The sequence below is a fragment of the Streptomyces sp. GbtcB7 genome, assembly GCF_019091445.1.
Taxonomy (GTDB): domain Bacteria; phylum Actinomycetota; class Actinomycetes; order Streptomycetales; family Streptomycetaceae; genus Streptomyces; species Streptomyces mirabilis.
This window is the reverse complement of record NZ_JAGXJM010000046.1, coordinates 32,915-51,610: the sequence shown is the minus strand read 5'-3', so window position 1 is coordinate 51,610 and position 18,696 is coordinate 32,915. Positions and strand designations below refer to the sequence as shown.

Below are 18,696 nucleotides of genomic sequence, written 5' to 3'. Positions count from 1 at the left end.
CCACAGCTGACCGAGCCGCGAGGTCGTCGCCCTGCTTCGAACCGCTGGACCCATCCCAAGGAGGAGCCTCATGTCCGAGGCATACATCGTCGATGCCGTCCGCACATCCGTCGGCCGTCGGAACGGCGGCCTGTCGCGAACCCACCCCGCGGACCTCGGTGCGCATGTCATCAGAGCTCTCGTCGAGCGCACCGAGATCGATCCGTCGTCGATCGACGACGTGATCTACGGCTGCCTGGACACCATCGGAGCGCAGTCGGCCGACATCGCCCGTACCTGTGCACTGGTGGCCGGGCTCCCGGAGTCGGTACCCGGTGTCACGGTGGACCGCCAGTGCGGTTCGTCGCAGCAGGCGGGTCACTTCGCCGCGCAGGCCGTCATGAGCGGGACGGCCGATCTCGTCGTCGCCGGCGGTGTGCAGAAGATGAGCCAGTACCCCATCAACAGCTCTCTCGCCGCGGGGGAGCCCTACGGCGAGACCGATCCCTGGTCGGGCTCCCCGGGATGGCGCGCACGCTATGGGGATCAGGAGATTTCCCAGTTCAGGGGCGCCGAGCTGATCGCCGAGAAGTGGGGTCTGCAGCGGTCGCGGCTGGAGGAGTTCGCGTTGGAGAGCCATCGGCGCGCGATCGTGGCGCGTGACGAGGGCCGCTTCGAGCGCGAGATCGTCCCCTTCGAGGGGGTCAGCGACGATGAGGGCCCGCGTGCGGACACCACGTTGGAGAAGATGGCCGCCCTACGGACCCTGACGCCCGGAGGCCGCCTGACGGCTGCCGTCTCCAGCCAGATATCCGACGGCTCGGCCGCCCTGCTGATCGCTTCGGAGCGAGCGGTGCGCGTTCACGGTCTCACTCCACGGGCCCGCCTCCATCACCTCTCGGCACATGGCTCGGATCCGGTACTCATGCTGACCGGCCCCATCGCCGCCACTCAGCACGCGCTGAAGAGGACCGGGCTCGCCATCGAGGACATCGACCTCGTCGAAATCAACGAGGCGTTCGCCCCGGTTGTTCTCGCCTGGCACGCGGAGACCGGCGCGGACCTGGACAAGGTCAATGTCAACGGCGGAGCCATCGCGCTCGGCCACCCGCTGGGCGCGACCGGTGCCAGGCTCATGACCACCCTGCTCCACGAACTGGAGCGCACCGGCGGCCGGTACGGGCTGCAGACCGTGTGTGAAGGCGGTGGTCAGGCCAACGTCACCATCATCGAGCGACTCGGCTGACCGCCGGGGAATCGTTCGGCTGCACCGGCCAGGGTGTTCCAGGCGAGCACGCCCAGGTGGGCCCCAGAACCAACGCCTGGCCGGTCCCTGACCGGTCCTGACCGGCAGCAGCCGACGTGTGCTTTCGTGACATGCTCGGGGTGCGGCGGCACGTCGTCCGCGGGTGGCGGGCCGCCCGCGCGAGCGTGTGCAGAGGGCGGGTCGCCTCCACGGTCAGTCCGAGAGCGCCTGTGATGGCTTCGGCGAGGGCCGCAGGTGGCGGCCCTGCTCCAGTCGTTGGTAGGAGTCGGTGCCCACTCCGGCCAGCAGCGCCGGGTCCCCGCACAGCGGCCCGGGGACTTCGCGGCGGGTGGCGGGCGGGAGTCCGACGTCTTCCGGACGGCGCGAGCCCAACTGTCGGCGTACACGTGAACGTGGCTCTGGCAAGGTTCTCGTAGGTGTAGATCCCAACCCCCGCTCTCACGTCCGCGTACTGGCGACAGCCGACGAAGGCTCATACGAGGGTGGCCGGATGCCCGACGACCACCCCATTGTGTGGTGCCACGCCAACGGGGGAGGCTCGGTGTTCTACACCGCCTTGGGGCACACGGGCGAATCCTTCCGCGACCCCCTGTTCCGCTCCCACCTCTGGGGCGGATCAAGTAGGTCATGGAGTAAGGCGCAGCAGTATGGCGGAGCACGGCTCGGGCAGAGTGATATGCAGGGTGTTCCCCGCCGGACCGCAGACCGCCTCGCACGATCCGGACGCGGGGTAGAGGGTGTGCACTTTATCGACTCCTGCCGGGACCGGTATCTCCTTCGCGGCAGTGTCCGCATTGCGGCGCCACACCGCCAGAAGCCGCTCGGGGCCGAAGTCCAGGGCGAGGGCGAGCCAGTCGTCCCGCCAGCCGGGCAGGCCGAGGGGCCAGGAGGGAACGGCGTCGGGCAGCCGGTGTCGGTAGGTGCGGTACACCGCGACGGCCTGCGCCACCAGGCCCAGTTGGTGTGCGTCGAGGAGGTCGAGGCGTCCGCTGAGGTGGACACGGCCCAGCATGGAAGAGATCATGGTGAAGGCGATCTCCGCGTCCGTCTGCTCCCGGTGCGGGTAGGCCCACACGGCGCCCTGCTCGGGTGGCACGCAGGCGGGTGCGGCCGCGGCGATGGCGGCGATGAGCTGTTCGTCCTGCTGGTCGGTGAGGGACTGCACGGGCACGCGTGCCAGGGTTGCAGGGTCGACACGCATCCCGCCGGCCGCGCAGCCCTCGAGGACCAGACCCGGGTGGCGGTCCATCACCGACTCCAGCCAGCGCAGGTAAGCCCGGTTGTGTTCGAGCAGTCCATGACCGGCACCATGCGGGGCGCAGTCGGTACCGGCTCCGATGTCGATGTTGTAGTCGAGCTTGAGGTAGCCCAGACCGTACGTCGTCACCAGGCGGTCCACAGTGCGGTCGAGGTGGGCGACGGCTGCCGGGTGGGTCAGGTCCAGTTGGTGGCGGCCCCATTCCGACAGGCGCATTCCCTCGCGACGGAAGAACGCCTCATCGGGCAGCTGCGCGGCCAACGGATTGCGCACACCGATCACTTCCGGTTCCAGCCACAGGCCGGGGATCATGCCTGCTGTGCGGATCGCGTCGATCACTTCGCCTAGGCCGCCGGGGAAGCGGGAGGGGGCCGCCTCCCAGTGGCCGACGGTGTCCCACCAGCCTGGTACGCCACCGGCACCCTCGCCGGTCCGTTCGTCGTCGTACCAGCCAGCGTCGATACAGAAGTACTCCGCCCCGGCCGCTGCGGCTGAGTCGATCAGGGGCAGCAGCCGGTCGGTGCTGGGGTCGCCCATCAGGCAGTTCATGAAGTCGTTGAACACCACCGGCAGGGTGCGGGTGTCGGGGTGGGGCCGACGGTGGGCCCGGCGGTGTCCGGTGAGTGCGGCCAGCGCCGCGTCGCGGTCGGGTGCGAGCGCGACGGTGGCCGCGACGCTGGTGAAATTCTCCTGTGGTGCGAGTTGTACGAACCACTGGTGCTCGCGCTGCCCGGGTCCTGACAGCAGCAGGTACACCTCGTCGTGGCGGTCGGCGACCTCCGCGTGCCAGGAACCGTTGTGCTCGACCTGCCAGGCCAAGACGGCATCGGGCCCTTGCAGCCAGCCCATGGGCAGCTTTTCGGAGGAGGGCCAGGAGCCGGTGCTGGTCCAGGTGATGCGGTTCTTCGAGCCGGTCTGCCCGTAACGGGTCATGCCCGTGTCGATCAGGCCCGCCTCGGCAAGCGAGCCGCCCTTCCAGCGGTACTCGCCGCTCCAGGCATTGTCGGCCCACCAGCACGTCAGGTCCTGTTCCCAGCGGTCGGCCGCGCCCAGAGCGCCGGCGAGGCCGGCGGCAGCGAACGAGGAGACATGCTCGACGACGACCTCGCAGTTCCCGGCGCTCACCTCGGCCCAGCTGGTGAGCACGGGAAGGCCGGGCGTGCGGCGGTAGTGGGCGGCGACACGCACATCGGTGACGGGATCGTGGAGGTGGACGGTCAGGTGATCGGCATCGTCCTGGTGGCCTGTGTACTGCAGACGGCGTGAGACGCCGCCGTCGACCTGCCGCTTCCCGGAGGTGCCCGTGCGACCGTCTCCGCGCACGATCACCTCGACCAGGGGCAGCGCGGCGCGCTCGGCATGGGCGCCGTTGAGCCCCGCGAGCAGCACCTTGCCGTCGGTCTGGACGAAGTGCAGGGTGAGGCCTTCGGCGCCCCAGGTGGCGAGCATCGCTACGGGTCCTGTCTTAAAGCAGAGCCGGTTTAGCGGCGACGGCGTCCGTGCGATCGCAGTAGGCAACCTCCGGCGGCTGGCCGAGTGGCGGGTGAGATGCGCGGGGCAGACAGCGGTTTCGTCCGACACCGCGGGTGCGTATGGTCCAGGGGCCTGTCGCTGCCCGAAGGGGCGTGTTACTGCGGGATGTGCTCTTGTGCGGCGCTATGGGCGCCGTCGTGTTGCCGGGAGGCGGCTGCGCCGGCGGACTGCCGCACGACGACGTGGGTGCCCAACTTCACGTGCTGGGCAGGGTTGTGCTTGCGGTTGAGGGCCAGCCGCACGGATGCGCGTCCCAGTTCCTCGTGCGGTACGTGCACGGTGGTGAGTTCGGGTGTCAGGTCCTGGCTGAGAGGGATGTCGTCGTACCCGACCAGGGAGACATCCTCAGGTACGCGCACGCCTGCTTCCCTCAGGGCTTTCATCGCTCCGGCCGCGATGATGTCGGTGACGGCGAAGACGGCGGTGAACTTTTCCTTGCGGCGCAGCAGTTCACGTGTGGCCTGGTATCCGTCTTCTCTACGGTGGTCGCCTTGGATGACGAGCTCCGGGGCGAGTGGAAGGCCTCGCTCCTGCAGAGCGCGGCGGTATCCGCGTACGCGTTGGGCGGCTGTGCTGTGTTCGCCCACGCCGACGAGTGCGATGCGTTCGTGGCCCATGGACAGCAGATAGCTGGTCATGGCGAAGGCTCCGCCTTCGTTGTCGTATTCCACGACGGTCTCGGGGACGTCGGGGCCCAGCGAGGGGCGGCCGCACAGCACGAGCCGGGAGCCTTCGGTGTCCAGGGAGTGTGCGAGTTTGACCATGCGTTCGGTGTACTCCGGTGTCTCCACTGCCCCGCCGACCAGGATGATCGCTTCGGCCCGCTGTTCGCGCAGCAGATTGATCACGGCCAGCTCGCGGTCGGGATCGTTGTGCGTGGTGCATACCAGGCACAGCCGGCCCTCGGCGGTGGCCTGCTGTTCGACACCGTCGGCGATGAGGGAGAAGAAGGGACCCTTTACGTCCGCCACGACGAAGGCCACGGTGTTGCTGGTGGTGCTGCGCAGCCCACGGGCGCTGGCGTTCAGAACGTAGTCGAGGTCCTGCGCGGCCTGCTGGACCCGGCGGCGGGTGGCTTCGGCGACGGGGTAGGTGCCGCCCATGACGCGTGAGACGGTGGCGGTGGACACTCCTGCCCTGGCTGCGACCTCCTTGACGGTGGCCCGCTTTCCGGGTTCGTCCGCACTGGCTGCGCCTGTCCTGCTCATCGCCGTATCTTCTCCTCGCTGACGCCTCGTGGGGTCCACGGGGGCAAGTATCCGTGCTCGCGCCGTGCCAGGCGGAACTGCGGTGGCGAGTGGTCGCGGTGGGAGCGTGTTCACGCCACCCGTACCAGGTCGGTGGGCAGCACCTGGTGCAGGGGTGGCTGTCCGGCTACGAGCTGGTCGATCTCATCGACGACTGTGGCGCCCAGTCGGCCAAGTTCGTTGCCCACGGACCCCGCGATGTGCGGTGTCAGAAAGACGTTGGGTAGGTCGTGCAGGGCTGAGTCGGCGGGCAGCGGCCCCGGATCGGTCACGTCCAGCACAGCCGCCAGGCGGCCCGATGTCAGCTCCCGCAGCAGGGCGTGCGGGTCGATCAGTGCTCCTCGCGAGGTATTGATCACCACGCCCCCGTCCTTGATGAGAGCCAGCCGCTCACGGCTGAGCATGCCGCGGGTAGCGGGGATGTCGGGTGCATGGACGCTGACGATGTCGCTGTTGCTCAGCAGATCGTCCAGTGGCACGAGCCGGGCGCCGAGAGCTGCGGCCTGCGCCTGGTCGGCGTAAGGGTCGAACAGCAGCGCACGCAGGTCGAAGGGGCGCAGCAGTTCCAGCACTCGCTTGCCGATGCGGGAGGCCCCGATGATGCCGACGGTGCGCCCGTTGTTGCCCAGGCCCTGCAAGGCGCGGGGCAGCGGGTAGACGGCTTCGTTGCGGTAGCTCCTACTCAGGGAGAAGACACTCTTTCCGGCCAGGAGAATCATGGCCAGCGTGTATTCGGCGACCGGCAAGGCGTTGGCCTGGGCGGCGCTGGAGACGGTGAGCCCGCGATCCCAGCAGGCATCGGTGACCAGCGAGCGGACACTGCCTGCGGCATGGAGGACCGCCCGCAGCCTGGGCGCTGCATCCAGCACCTGCTCATCCAGGCGGGGACACCCCCAGCCGGTGATGAGGATCTGCGTCTCGGCGAGGACGCGCGCCAGGGCAGGGTCGGTGAAGTCCTGGACGACCAGTCCGGTGTCGATCTCCACCCGGCGCTGCAGGCGGGCCATCGTGGCAGGGGGGAAGAGCTCGGCGAGGTGCTGGGGGTGCATGGCGAACAAGGCCGCCGGACGGTCGGACATGGGACTCCTGAACCTTGGACCGGGTGAGGGCAGCGTAGTAATCGAGTACTGCACCTAAGCACCTGATCTCCGGCTCGGTCAACGACCCTGGTGCAGTTTCAAATATGGTGATCGCGCCGTTACGAGTGCCAAAGTGGCAGGCAGATGGCCTGTCTGGTCATCTGCAGGAAAATTCGCTGAAACAAAAACGTGCCGCAACTCTTGATTGGACGTGCGTGGCGACGTACGTTTCACGGCAATCGATTACTACGACGTGATGCGCCTCTACGCACCGAGGAGACGCGTGGCCCGCCATACCTCCGGTCGTTGCACCATTGCCGGGCCCTTCTCGCCCACGACAGGGAGCAGGTCTAACTCGTGACCACAGTGACTTCCACCGGCGACGGCCGACTCCCCGCCGGAGCCGCCCCCGGTTTGGCGATGCTGCGAAACCCCGTCCTGGCCGGGTTCGAACCCGATCCGTCCGTGATCCGGGTGCGGGACGACTACTACGTGGCCACCTCGACCTTCGAGTGGTATCCCGGTGTACGCATCCATCACTCACGCGACCTGGTGAACTGGCGGTGCCTGGGCGGCGTCTTGGATACCAAGCACCTGCTTGATCTGCAGGGCGTGCCGGACTCCGGCGGTATCTGGGCGCCAGGACTGTCCCATGTCGACGGACTGTTCCATCTGGTGTTCACCGTGGTCGACACCTACGGCGAGGGCTTCAAGGACGTACCCAACTACCTCACCACCGCCCCGGCCATCGAGGGCCCCTGGTCGGACCCGGTGCTGTTGCACTCCCGCGGCTTCGACACCTCGCTCTTCCACGACGACGACGGCACCAGCTGGATGCTCAACATGTCCTTTGACTGGCGTCCGGGCCGTACCGCGTTCGCCGGCATCCAGCTGCAGCCCTTCAGCCGCACCCTGCGCCGCCCGGTCGGCGATCCCCGGCTGATCTTCACCGGTACCGAGCTCGGGGTCACCGAAGGCCCTCACCTCTGCCGCAAGGACGGCTGGTACTACCTCGTCACCGCCGAGGGCGGCACCGGCTACGACCACCAGAGCACCGTCGCCCGCTCACGCTCCATCGAGGGCCCCTATGAGACCGACCCGGCCGGCCCGCTCCTGACCTCTCGTCACGACCCGTCGCTGAAACTGCAAAAAGCCGGGCACTGCTCCCTGGTCGAGACCCCGGACGGCCACTGGTATGCCGCCCACATCGCCGCCCGCCCCTACAGCCGACGAGGCCGGTGCGTTCTGGGCAGGGAAACCGCTCTGCAACCGGTGCAGTGGGAGGACGGCGGCTGGCCGCGCATCGCCGCAGGTGTCCCCGCCCTCGACGTCCCTGCCCCCGCCCTGCCCCCGGCGCCAATCGCGCCGACCCCTGCCACCGACCGCTTCGAGGATCCGGAACTCGGCGCCCACTGGTCCACGCTGCGCCGGCCCGCCACCCGGGACTGGATCACCCTCGCACCGGGGCGACTGCGGATCAGCGGCGGCCAGTCACCCGGCACCCGCCGCGCCCCCAGCCTCGTCGCCCGCAGAGTCACCGATACCCACTGCTCACTGCAGACGCATATGACCTTCGCGCCACGCACGCCGGGCCACCTTGCCGGCCTCACCGCCTACTACAACACGCGCAACTGGCACTATCTGCACCTCACCGCGGACGACGACGGCGCCACACTCCTGCAACTGCTCAGCTGCGAAGCCGGCCGCACCGTGCTGCACCCGCCCCGGTACACGCTCAACGCCGGCCAGGCAGTGACGCTGCGCGCACGTTTCAACCGACCAAAGCTGCTCTTCTCCTACCTCGATCAAGGCCGCTACCAGGACTTTCCCGTCGTACTTGATGCCACCACCATCTCGGACGAGGCCGCCGACGAGTTCGTGGACGGACGCATGCGTACCCTCGGCTTCACCGGGGCCATGCTCGGACTGTGGGTCCAGGACCTGGATTCCAGCGGGATCCACGCCGACTTCGCGCACGCCACGTATCGGACGGGCCGCCCGTGATCACCCATACCGGCAGGCATATCCGGCAGGCTGTCCCGCCCTTACCCCGCGCTCAGGACCACCGACCGCGCTGTGCTGCGCCCACCGAAGAACGCAGCACGCCGCAGATGCCAGCGGCACCCGGCCGCAAACACCGGTGAGCGTGCCGTCATGGCCGCCCATCCGCACTTGCGGCCTGGCGCTCTGCTTGCACCACCGAGTCTCTTTACTTGCAACCGCCCTGCCCTTCCTGCTCAAGGAGCTCTGCCCATGCACTCCAGAATCACCCGCCCCGTACTGGCGCTAACCGTCCTGGCCTGCGCCTTCACCACCGCCGCCTGTGGCGGTGACAGTGACGACAACGCCAGCGGCAGCTCCTCCGGCCCCGTCACGCTGGAGATTTGGACCGACAAGGAGGGCGTCAAGCGGGCTGCCGCCGCGTTCAACGCCGCCCACAGGGACGTACGCGTGAAGTACGTCAACGTGCCTGGCTCCGAACTCATCAACAAGCTCACCAACGCCCACAAGGCCGGCGACGCCTCCAAGGCGCCCTGCCTGGTCCTCAACGACAACCGCAACGGCAGCATGCTGCTGGCCCAGGGGATCATCCGCGACCTGACCCAGGACGTGAAGCCCGTCGAGGACAAGTACGCCGACGGCGCGTTCGTCAACCTCAGCATCGGCGGGAAGATCTACGCCATCCCCGCCATGCGGCAGCCCATGTTCACCGTCATCCACCAGCCCACCTTCGACAAGTACGACCTCAAGACCCCCACCTCCTGGCAGGCCCTGGTCACCGTCGGGGAGAAGCTGAAGAAGCACGGCGTCAGCGTGTTCAACCTTGCTGGCGAGGACCCCTCCACGTTCATGAACATGGCCTGGCAGGGAGGGGCACGCTGGTACGAGGTCAAGGGCAACGCCTGGAAGGTGAACTTCACCGACGGGGCCTCCCGTAACGCGGCGGACATCATGCAACAGCTCCTGGACAAGAAGCTCGTCTCCAAGATCAGCTACGCGGACTACGCGGCGATGATGCAGGAGTACGAGAAGGGCAAGATCGCTCTGCGGCAGGTCTCCACCTGGCAGTTGGCCAGCTTCGAGCAGAACATGAGCAAGTCGCTGGGCCAGTGGGCACCGGCTGGCAACCTCACCGTGCCGGGTCAGAGCACGCCCACCTCGGCGGCCGACACCTCCGGCTATCTGGTGCCCTCCCTGTGCAAGCACTCCAAGGAAGCCGTCGAGGCGGCCACCTGGCTCACCACGAGCGCCGACCCCATCAAGGCCATGGCGAACACCATCGACGGCAACGGGTGGTTCCCCGCCGTCAAGGACCCCAAGCCCTACCTCGACACGCTCGTCCCCAAGAAGCTCATGGGCAAGCACGCGGATGAGACCGTGCCCACCATCATGGAGAACACCGACTTCGCCGACGGCTGGGTCTACGGCCCCAACTCCACCGCCATGTACGAGGAGCTGGCCGACCAGTGGGGCAAGGCCATGAACGGTGACATCACCGTCACCTCCATCCTCGACCACATGCAGGAGTGGACCGTCAACGACCTCAAGCAGCGCGGGATCAGCGTCACCAAGTGACCACACCCCGCCCGGGCGGGCGGTGACCTCACGTCTCCGCCCGCCGTCTCACCGCTGAACCCCCAGGAAGTGCCTCATGCCGAGCTCCTCCGCTCCTCCCACCCACTCCGGCCCACGGCCCGAGAGCCGTACGTCACCCGCGCAGCACCGCGGGCCCACCTGGCACACCATGCGTGCGCTCAAGGGCTTTGGCTTCGCGGCACCGTTCTTCGCCGGGTTCGTCCTCACCTTCGTGCTGCCGCTGGGCTACGCACTGTGGGAGAGCCTGTTCACCACCCGCAACTCCGGGCTCGGCATCGGCGGCCAGACCACGGAATTCGCCGGCCTCGACAACTTCACCCGCGGCCTGGGGGATGAAGCGTTCTGGGTCGCAGTCCTGCGCGTCCTGCTGTTCGCCTGCGTCCAGGTCCCCGTCATGCTCCTCTGCTCGGTCGTCATGGCCCTGCTCCTGGACAGCGTCGCGCGCCGCACCGCCCACCGCTTCCGCCTTGCGTTCCTCGTGCCGTACATGATTCCCGGAGTGGTGGCCGCACTGCTGTGGCTCTACCTCTACAGCCCTCGCCTGGGCCCCCTGCGCGACGCTGCTGCCTCACTCGGCATGGAGATCAACTTCTTCTCCTCCGGCATGCTCTGGATCTCGATCGGCAACCTGCTGACCTGGTCCCAGATCGGCTTCAACATGCTCATCGTCTTCGGAGCGCTCCAAGCCGTACCCCGGGAGATCTTCGACGCAGCGCGCGTGGACGGCGCCTCCGAACTGCGCATAGCACGGTCCATCAAGATCCCCTTCGTTCGCGGGGCTCTCGTGCTCACCGGGATGCTCTCCATCATCGGCACCCTGCAGATCTTCAACGAGCCCGTGCTGTTTCGTCAGGTGGCACCGGAGACCGTCACGAAGGACTACACGCCCATCCTCATGATTTACAACCAGGCATTCGACAGTACCGACTATCACTACGCCGCCGCCCTGTCCGTCCTCCTCGCCGGTGTCGCGGGCATTGCCTCGTTCCTCTTCTACAAGCTCACCAACAGGAGGCCGGCGTGACGCTGCTCGACAAACAAGCTCCGGTAGCGGCCGCACTCGACCAGAGCCGGGGCGGCAGCAAACCCCGCCGACGACGGGACGAGGACAACGGGCTGCCCGTCGGCCACCGGCGTTCACGCTCCTCCCAACTCCTGGTGCTGGCCGGGCTCGCCCTCTTCGCCCTCTACTCCGTCGCCCCCGTGTGGTGGTTGATCGTCTCGGCCACCAAGGACCAGCAAGGACTGCTGTACTCCAACGGCCTGTGGTTCTCCGACTTCCACCTGTTCGACAACGTCAAAACCGTCCTCACCTACAACGACGGCATCTTCGTCCGCTGGCTGCTCAACACCCTGCTCTACGCAGGCGTCGGCGGATTCGCCTGCATGCTCGTCTCGGTCGCCGCCGGATACGCCCTGTCCCGCTTCGACTTCCCCGGCCGCCGCTTCGGCATGGCCCTGGTCGTCGGATCCTTCCTGCTCCCCGGTGCTCTGCTCACGCTGCCGATGTACCTGCTGTTCACCAAGATCGGGCTGGTCGACACCGCCTGGGCCGTCCTCATCCCCACCGTGATCAGCCCCTTCTCCGTCTACTTGGCCAAGATCTACGTCGACGGCGCTGTCCCTGAGGAACTGATCGAAGCGGCCCGCGTCGACGGCGCCAGCGAAGTCCGGATCTTCTTCACCATCGTGATGCGCCTGATGACCACCGGAGCCGCCACCGTCTTCCTCCTGGCCTTCGTGCACAGCTGGAACGGCTTCTTCCTGCCCCTGACCATGCTCCAGGGTGAGGACAAATGGACGCTGAGCGTCGGCCTGTTCGCCTGGAACGCCAAACGCGCCAGTACCGAAGTCGACCTCAGCGCCTTGGTTCTGACCGGTGCTCTACTCTCCGTCATCCCGCTGGCCATCTTCATGATCGCCATGCAGCGCTACTGGAAGAGCGGAGTCACCCTCGGCGCCCTGAAATAAGCACCACATCACTCGCAGCGGCTCCGCGCACCCTTTGATGTGAAGGCCCGCGCGCTGAAAGGGGAGACCCACCCCATGCCCGACACCGCGTCCAGCCCCACACTGGCGCAGATCGCCCGGCTCGCAGGCGTCTCCGTACCCACCGCCTCACGGGTGGCCAACGGCCGCGAGAACGTCTCCCCTGCCACCCGTCAGCGGGTTGAGGAGGTCATGCGCCGCACCGGATACGTGCAACGACACCGCCCCGGCCCCGGCGCCTCCTCCCTCATCGACGTCGTCGTGCCGGGCCTGTCCAACGGATGGATCACGGAAATCCTGCGCGGCGCTGAGGAAACCGCCACACAGGACCACCTGAGCCTCGTCATCTCTGCCAGCGTCCAAGGCAGCTGCGGCGGTCGCCCCGCTAGCGGCTGGCTCGACGCACTGAGCGTGCGCGGCACAGTCGGCGTGCTCTTCACCGCCACCGACCTCCCGGCCGCGCACCAGCGAGCGTTGGTACACCACGCCATCCCCCATGTGCTGATCGAACCGGCCTTCGAATCCCCCGCGGACACGCCGACTGTACGCACCGCTCACCGGGACGGCGGCCGCGCAGCCACCGAACATCTGCTGGGTCTGGGACACCAGGACATCGCCGTCATCGCGCGCACCAGCCATCACACGCTTCGAGGGGACACCGAACGCCTGGCTGGCTACCGGTCGGCCCATGCCGCGGCAGGCCTGCACGTACACCAGCAGTACCTGCGCTACGCCGGCTGCGATCCCGAGCACGCCTACCGCGTGGCGCACGATCTGCTCAGGCTGGAACACCCCCCGACCGCCGTACTCGCCTGTTCCGCCGACCTGGCCGACGCCACCTGCCGGGCGGCGGCGCGCAGGGGATTGCGCGTGCCGCAGGACCTGAACGTGGTGGGCTTCGAGGACCTCACCGAAAACCACCGAGCGACCCCAGCGCTGACGAGTGTCGAACCGTCCGTCGCCCAGATGTCGGCCTGGGGCATGCGCACGCTGGTTGCCATGATGCACGGAAAGTCGGTGACCACCGGCGTGACCGAAATTCCGCCGCGCCTTGTCGTACGCCACAGCACCTCCTTACCAAGGCGCTGAACCGCACACAGATCAGCGCTGAACAGCAAAGAGCCCTCAAGCCATACAGGCCGAGGGCCCTTTGTGTGAGGAGTCAGCCGGTAGCCGACACTACGGCGGATGGTGCGCTGCGTTCCGCGTAGCCCGCCGCCCGGAGCGTGTAGTAGTAGCGGGTGTCGGTCGCTGGGCTGTACACGTAGTCGGCGCGGCGGACGAGTTTGAGCCAGTACGGCGCCTCAACCTCGGTGAAGTCTGTCTCCCAATACCAGGCTGCTTGGCGATGAGGATCCGGGACAGCCTCGGCCCGTTGTTCTGGGACGAGGAGTTCAAGGCGGCCTTCGGGGTTCGCGGGCGCCCTGTGATCTCACCTGGCCGGCTGGCTCTGGTCAGCATTTTGCAGTTCGCCGAGAATCTGACCGACCGCCAGGCCGTGCACGCGGTGCGGGCCAGGATCGACGTGAAGTACCTGCTGGGCCTGGAGCTGACCGATCCCGGCTTCGACCACACCGTACTGACCGGGTTCCGAGACCGACTGCTCACGCACGGTCTGGAGGAGAGGTACTGGACCTGCTACTGGAGCGGCTGGCCGGAATGGGCCTGGTCGCCCCCGGTGGGCGGCAGCGCACGGACTCCACGCACGTCCTGGCCGCTGTCCGCAGCCTCAACCGCCTGGGAGTTCATCGGGGAGACGCTGCGAGCGACGCTGGAAGCACTCTCCGCAGCCGCACCGGAGTGGATGCGATCATCGATGGACCCGGTCTGGCAAGAACGTTACGGAGCGCGGGTCGACGCCTACCGGCCGCCATCCGACGAGCAGGAGCGGCGGACGCTGGCCCAGCAGATCGCCACCGACGGATACCGGCTGCTCGAAGCGGCCTTTGCGCCGACGGCGCCGGCATGGCTGCAGGAAGTGTCCGCCGTCAGTCTCCTGCGGCAGGTGTGGGTGCAGCACTTCACCCGCGCCATCACCGACGGCGAACAGGAGGTGACCTGGCGGGGGAAAGACGATCTCCCGCCAAGCAGAGCGATGATCGCCTCGCCCTACGACCCTGACGCCCGCTACGCGAAGAAGCGCGGATCCGCCTGGGTCGGTTACAAGATCCACCTCAGTGAGAGCGGCGACGACCCCCAGGAATCACAGCGCCCGCACCTGATCACTCACATCGTGACGAGCGAGGCCACGGTCAATGACGCGATGGTCGTCGATGATCTCCACGACTGTCTCGCCGGCAAGGGCCTGCTGCCGTCCGAGCACCTCCTGGACGCCGGTTACACCTCCGCTGAGCTACTGCTGACCGCACCGGTCGAACGCGGTGTCCGTATCACGGGCCGGTGAGACGGAACAGCACGCGGCAGACCATCGCGTCCGAAGGCTTCGGCAAGACGTCCTTCGCCATCAACTGGGGGTCCCGACATGCCACTTGTCCAAGTGGATTCACCAGCAGGTACTGGACCGAAGGACTCGGCCACAACGATCGGCCGGCGATCCGCATCCGGTTCGCCACTGAGACCTGCGCCCCGTGCGCCGTCCGCGACAAGTGCGCCCGCTCGACCCGCTACGGACGCCAGCCTCGGCGCGAGCCACGACGTCTCCGAGATCACCACGCACCGCCAGATTTATCACCCGCCGAGCCTATCGGCGGCTACCTCGACCAGCGAAGGAATATGCGACCGTGACGTTTCCCCAGGCCCCGGCCCAGGCCGCGATCGAGAAGGACCTGCGAGTGTCCTGGTTCACCCTGGAGACACTCAGCGCCGCGATCGGCAAGTCGAAGGTCGACGGGTCCACCGCACGGACCGTCGCCCGGATCTTCCGGGCCGATTTGATCGTCATTGATGACATTGGCCTGCTGCCGGTCGGGGAGGACGCCGCCGAGGCGTTCTACCGGATCATCGACGCGGCCTACGAACGCCGGTCCATCGCGGTGACCAGCAATATCCACCCCTCGGGCTTCGACACGATCATGCCGAAGACTCTCGCGGGCGCAAGCACTGACCGTCTCATGCACCACGCTCACCTCGTGACCACCACCGGCGACTCGCACCGCCTCGCCGAGGCCCTTGCCGGGAAAGGAGTTGTCCCCTTGAACTGACCTCCACCCCAGGAACATCACTGGCCACACGCCTGGGTATCTGATGGCCACCAGCCTGGACACCCCGCGGCCACTCACCTGGGCATCTCAATGGCCGTTGACACCGTCGGGACAGATGCCGTCGTCCTCACCTCTGGTCCGTGCCCGTGTCGTGCAGACTGCCCGCGGCTCCAGGGCTAGGAAGGGCAGGTCGCAGGGGGTCGGTGAACTCGTGTGTTCCGGGAGACAGGCGAGTAAGGAAGCCGTCGGGCAATTGGACCTCGGCGCTGGTTCCGGCCGGAACGGTCACCTGCAGGCGGAAGGCCCCGCAGGACGTGATCTGCCAGGCGGAGCGGATGAGCCCGTACGGGCTCTGGTGCACGCCTTCCGCCCGTCGCAGGCCACCGCCCGGTCTCGGGGCGACGAGGAACCGGCGGTAGCCGGGTTCCAGCGGCCGGATGCCGGCGGTCCGCGTGTGCAGGAACGAAATGACAGCACCCTTGCTGTAGTGGTTCAAGGAGCCTCGCGCCCGCCCGTCGTCGCCGATGCCCTCCCACGATTCCCAGACCGTTGTCGCCCCCCGGTCGAGCATGCCCAGCCAGGACGGCGGAGTGCGCTGCAGCAGCAGCTCGTAGGCGAGGTCGAGGTGACCGTGGTCGGCCAGGACCGGCAACAGGTCGGGTGTGGAAAGAAAACCGGTGCCAAGATGAGTTCCGGCCGCCCGGATCAGCGAAGCCAGGTGGCCGGCGGCCGCCGACCGCAGCTCCTCCGGCAGCAGGCCCCAGGCCAGGGCACGCACATAGGTGGCCTGCGTGTGGGGCGTCAGGCTCCCGTCCCCGGCGACATAGTGGGATCGCCAGGCGTGCAGCGCACCTTGGGCGATTTCCTCGTACCGTGCGGCCTCACCGCTGTTCACCAACTGTGCGGTAGAGGCCAGCAGATCCGCCGAGCGGTGGAGGTAGGCGGTCGCCACGTCCCCGTGATCGAGCGTGGGATCGATGGCCTCGGTGCCTCCAGGCTCCAGCCATTCACCGAAGTGGTGGCCGGTGTCCCAGAGGTAGGGGTGATGGACCGCCCGTTGGGGGTGCTGGCGTTCGCGGGCGGACCGGGCGGCGTACTCGACCCATTTCTTCATCGACGGGTATTGCTCACGCAGGATGCCGAGGTCACCGTAGGCACGCCACAGTTCCCACGGCACGATGACCGCCGCGTCCCCCCAGCCTGCCGAGCCATCCAGGGCATCCATCACGCCGGACGGTCCGCGCGGCACGATGCACGGCACGTTGCCGTCGGGCCATTGGTCCGCGGCCAGGTCGCGCAGCCACTTCAGACTGAAGCCGGCTACGTCGTAGAGGAACGCCGCGGTGGGCAGATAGAGCTGCCAATCCCCGGTCCATCCTGCCCGTTCGCGTGTGGGGCAGTCGGTGGGAATGTCGCAGACGTTGCCGCGCAGGCTCCAGTCGGCGGCCAGGTGCAGCTGGTTGAGATCCTCGTTGTCGCACTCGAACCAGCCCGTGCGCCGCAGGTCGGTGTGGACCACCTCGGCGCTCACATCGTCCGGTGTGAGGGTGTGGGGGTGGCCCTCGACGCGCACGTACTGAAACCCGTGGGTGGTGTGCCGCGGCTCGAAAGGTGCCGTTCCGTCCGAGACGACGCGGTCTTCCTGGCGCAGGGGAAACGGCGCGCCGGTGACGTAGTGGTGCGCGGTGAGGTGCTCAAGCGTGACGTCGCCGTCGGGTCCCAGGGCTTCGCCGTGCACGAGGGTAACAGTGCTGCCCGCCGGAGCAGGGGTTCGCAGCTGCACCCAGCCGTTGATGTTTCGCCCGAGGTCGATGACCTGCCGGTCCGGTGAGAGCCGGGTGACGGCGACCGGCCGCAGTTCCTCGATGCGTCGCACCGGGGGAGCGGGGGAGGAGGTGAGACGGTCGAGGTCGTCATAGAGCGCGTCGGTTCCCAGACGGACCGCAGCCCAGCCGGTCGGAGTACGGCGCATGTCGGTGCTCTGCCCGTCCAGCAGGTCGGCGGTGACCACCGGGCCGGTGGCACTTCGCCAGTCGGGGCCAGTGGCGATCACCGTTTGGTTTCCGCCGGGGTGACTGATGACGAGCTGGGCCAGGAAAGCGACCCGGCTGCCGTAGGAGTCGGCTTCTTGAAGAGCGCCCGTCAGTCCGCGGTACCAGCCATCGCTCAGGGTGACGTCCCAGACGTGAAGACCCGGTCCCAGCCGGTCGGTGACGTCGTAGGTCTGCACCTGGAGTCGGTGGTGATAGGAGGTGAAGCCCGGGGTGAGCTCAAAGTCGCCGACCCGCAGGCCGTCCAGGTGCGCCTCGTAGATGCCGTGGGCCGTCGCATACAGGCGTGCGCGTGCCACCGGCTCTTCCACCGTGAACGCGCGCCGCAAAACATAGGCCGGACGTCGGCCGGGGGCAGGGACCGTGTCTTCGACAGGCTCGATCCAGCGCGCGGCCCAAGCGGTCGCCTCCAACAGGCTCCATTCGAAGGACGAGGGCTGCGACCAGTCGCTCTCGCCCTGTGCCGTCCACACCTTGACCTGCCAGATGACCCGCTGCCCCGAGCGGCCGGCACCTCCTGTCCAGGGAACGAAGAGATGCTGATCGCAGACGACGCGTCCCGAATCATGGTGAACGTCGCCGCCAGTGGTCCGGATGCGGTACGCGACCTGGCGCTCGGCCAATCCTGGAAGCTGCCAGGACAGGCGCGGGACCCGCTCGTGGATGCCCAGAGGCTGGCCGAGATGCTCGACGCGCAGATTCGTTGGTCCTGCCTCGTGCGAGCGAGGCCGACGGTGTTTCACCGGCTCGGCAACCCGGTCACGCCGAGTGCGGAAAGAGAAACCCGTACTCCGCTGAAGCTTCCTTCGGTGCCGGTGGGTGCCTGCAGGCACCGCAGACGCGGAGGGAACGCCACCGGGAGGAGAGAAAGGTACTGGGAATGGAGGGCGGACGGGGCCGCGGATCGGGCAGGCATGACTCTCCTGTGCCTCGAATCTGTGATCATGTGACAGACCATCGTAGGAGACGTAGTAATCGAATACCGTCAACGTAGCGGGAGCTGCTTGGCACGGTCAACGAGTGGCCAAGATCTGGTGGGGTCGAACGGGTGTGCACCAATAGGTGTATATCCCTCCAACAAGGGCTCACTTTGTGTGCTGGTGCCGTTCGTTTACGGGTTGATGCCACGAAAAGCGAACGAGGTCTTGCCGTGGTGGCTGATGGAGACGTAAGTTCCACCGCAATCGATTACTACAAGGTGCGAGACATAGGCCGTCAGGTGACAGCGATGCCGGGACGACACGCGATCCGTTGGCGAGGGACCTTTCGGTGCCTCGGTCACGGGCGAAGGCGGCCGAGGAGCACCACGCCAGCACCCGACCGCCGGCGATTCCAGCGGCGGTGGCCCTCTCCCCAGGGTCGCCGCCGCCTACGCATCTCCGATCCCAGGCACATCACTGCTAACGGACCCCTCGATCTCCTGGATGGAAGGTAACCCCCTTGCCCGAGCCCGTCCCCGCCACCTGTTCCGGTGTCTTCCTTCCGCCGCACGGCAGCCGGACTTCCCGTCGCTGTCCAAGAGGCTATGGCCGCCC

General features: G+C 67.6%; 13 protein-coding genes and 2 pseudogenes. 11 read left to right on the top strand and 4 right to left on the bottom strand.

The genetic code is table 11. The annotated features are described in order from the left end of the window. The first annotated feature begins 70 nt into the window (after positions 1–70). The 3 genes and pseudogenes from KVT44_RS46945 to KVT44_RS60815 all read left to right on the top strand — a co-directional run. The gene (locus tag KVT44_RS46945; RefSeq protein ID WP_217574391.1) at positions 71–1,225 is read left to right on the top strand and encodes an acetyl-CoA C-acetyltransferase; all 1,155 of its coding nucleotides are present in this window, start codon (positions 71–73) and stop codon (positions 1,223–1,225) included. A gap of 255 nt (positions 1,226–1,480) precedes the next feature. Next, the gene (locus KVT44_RS46940) at positions 1,481–1,636 is read left to right on the top strand and encodes a hypothetical protein (protein ID WP_217574389.1); all 156 of its coding nucleotides are present in this window, start codon (positions 1,481–1,483) and stop codon (positions 1,634–1,636) included. Continuing rightward, positions 1,575–1,850 (top strand): annotated as a pseudogene (locus KVT44_RS60815) (ThuA domain-containing protein); the annotation flags it as partial. The gene KVT44_RS46940 and the pseudogene KVT44_RS60815, both read left to right, overlap by 62 nt. A gap of 21 nt (positions 1,851–1,871) precedes the next feature. Here KVT44_RS60815 and KVT44_RS59085 read toward each other — a convergent pair. The 3 genes from KVT44_RS59085 to KVT44_RS46925 all read right to left on the bottom strand — a co-directional run bounded on the left by KVT44_RS59085 (position 1,872) and on the right by KVT44_RS46925 (position 6,363). Continuing rightward, positions 1,872–3,953: a glycoside hydrolase family 36 protein gene (locus KVT44_RS59085; protein WP_254650840.1), complete on the bottom strand. Its 2,082-nt coding sequence runs from the start codon at positions 3,951–3,953 to the stop codon at positions 1,872–1,874. Positions 3,954–4,132: 179 nt separating this feature from the next. Next, positions 4,133–5,245: a LacI family DNA-binding transcriptional regulator gene (locus KVT44_RS46930; RefSeq protein WP_217574388.1), complete on the bottom strand. Its 1,113-nt coding sequence runs from the start codon at positions 5,243–5,245 to the stop codon at positions 4,133–4,135. 110 nt (positions 5,246–5,355) lie between these two features. After that, complete coding sequence (locus tag KVT44_RS46925; protein ID WP_217574386.1) at positions 5,356–6,363, bottom strand: hydroxyacid dehydrogenase; 1,008 nt, start codon at positions 6,361–6,363, stop codon at positions 5,356–5,358. Between the two features lie 420 nt (positions 6,364–6,783). Between KVT44_RS46925 and KVT44_RS46920 the strand changes: the two genes are divergently transcribed. The 8 genes and pseudogenes from KVT44_RS46920 to KVT44_RS46885 form a co-directional block, all read left to right on the top strand. Then, on the top strand, positions 6,784–8,367 hold the full coding sequence (locus KVT44_RS46920; protein WP_217574434.1) for a glycoside hydrolase family 43 protein: 1,584 nt from the start codon (positions 6,784–6,786) through the stop codon (positions 8,365–8,367). A gap of 249 nt (positions 8,368–8,616) precedes the next feature. Further along, positions 8,617–9,939, top strand: a complete 1,323-nt coding sequence (locus KVT44_RS46915; protein ID WP_217574384.1) for an ABC transporter substrate-binding protein — start codon at positions 8,617–8,619, stop codon at positions 9,937–9,939. 169 nt (positions 9,940–10,108) lie between these two features. Next, positions 10,109–10,984 carry a carbohydrate ABC transporter permease gene (locus KVT44_RS46910; RefSeq protein ID WP_217574432.1) on the top strand — a complete coding sequence of 292 codons (876 nt, stop codon included), beginning with the start codon at positions 10,109–10,111 and terminating at the stop codon, positions 10,982–10,984. A 92-nt stretch (positions 10,985–11,076) separates the two neighbouring features. Further along, entirely contained in the window at positions 11,077–11,931 is an 855-nt protein-coding gene (locus KVT44_RS46905) for a carbohydrate ABC transporter permease (RefSeq protein WP_217574430.1), read from the top strand. 75 nt (positions 11,932–12,006) lie between these two features. Then, positions 12,007–13,038: a LacI family DNA-binding transcriptional regulator gene (locus KVT44_RS46900; protein WP_217574383.1), complete on the top strand. Its 1,032-nt coding sequence runs from the start codon at positions 12,007–12,009 to the stop codon at positions 13,036–13,038. A 259-nt stretch (positions 13,039–13,297) separates the two neighbouring features. Then, positions 13,298–14,353: a transposase gene (locus KVT44_RS46895; protein WP_217574382.1), complete on the top strand. Its 1,056-nt coding sequence runs from the start codon at positions 13,298–13,300 to the stop codon at positions 14,351–14,353. Then, positions 14,350–14,694, top strand: coding sequence for a transposase (locus KVT44_RS61235; protein WP_217574381.1), 345 nt, complete (start codon positions 14,350–14,352; stop codon positions 14,692–14,694). Before KVT44_RS46895 ends, KVT44_RS61235 begins: the two co-directional genes overlap by 4 nt. Before the next feature lie 2 nt (positions 14,695–14,696). Beyond that, positions 14,697–15,110 (top strand): annotated as a pseudogene (locus KVT44_RS46885) (ATP-binding protein); the annotation flags it as partial. Between the two features lie 127 nt (positions 15,111–15,237). Here the strand turns inward: KVT44_RS46885 and KVT44_RS46880 are convergent. Continuing rightward, a complete protein-coding gene (locus KVT44_RS46880) occupies positions 15,238–17,784 on the bottom strand; it encodes a family 78 glycoside hydrolase catalytic domain (protein ID WP_254650839.1) in 2,547 nt (848 codons plus the stop codon). Positions 17,785–18,696: the final 912 nt, after the last annotated feature.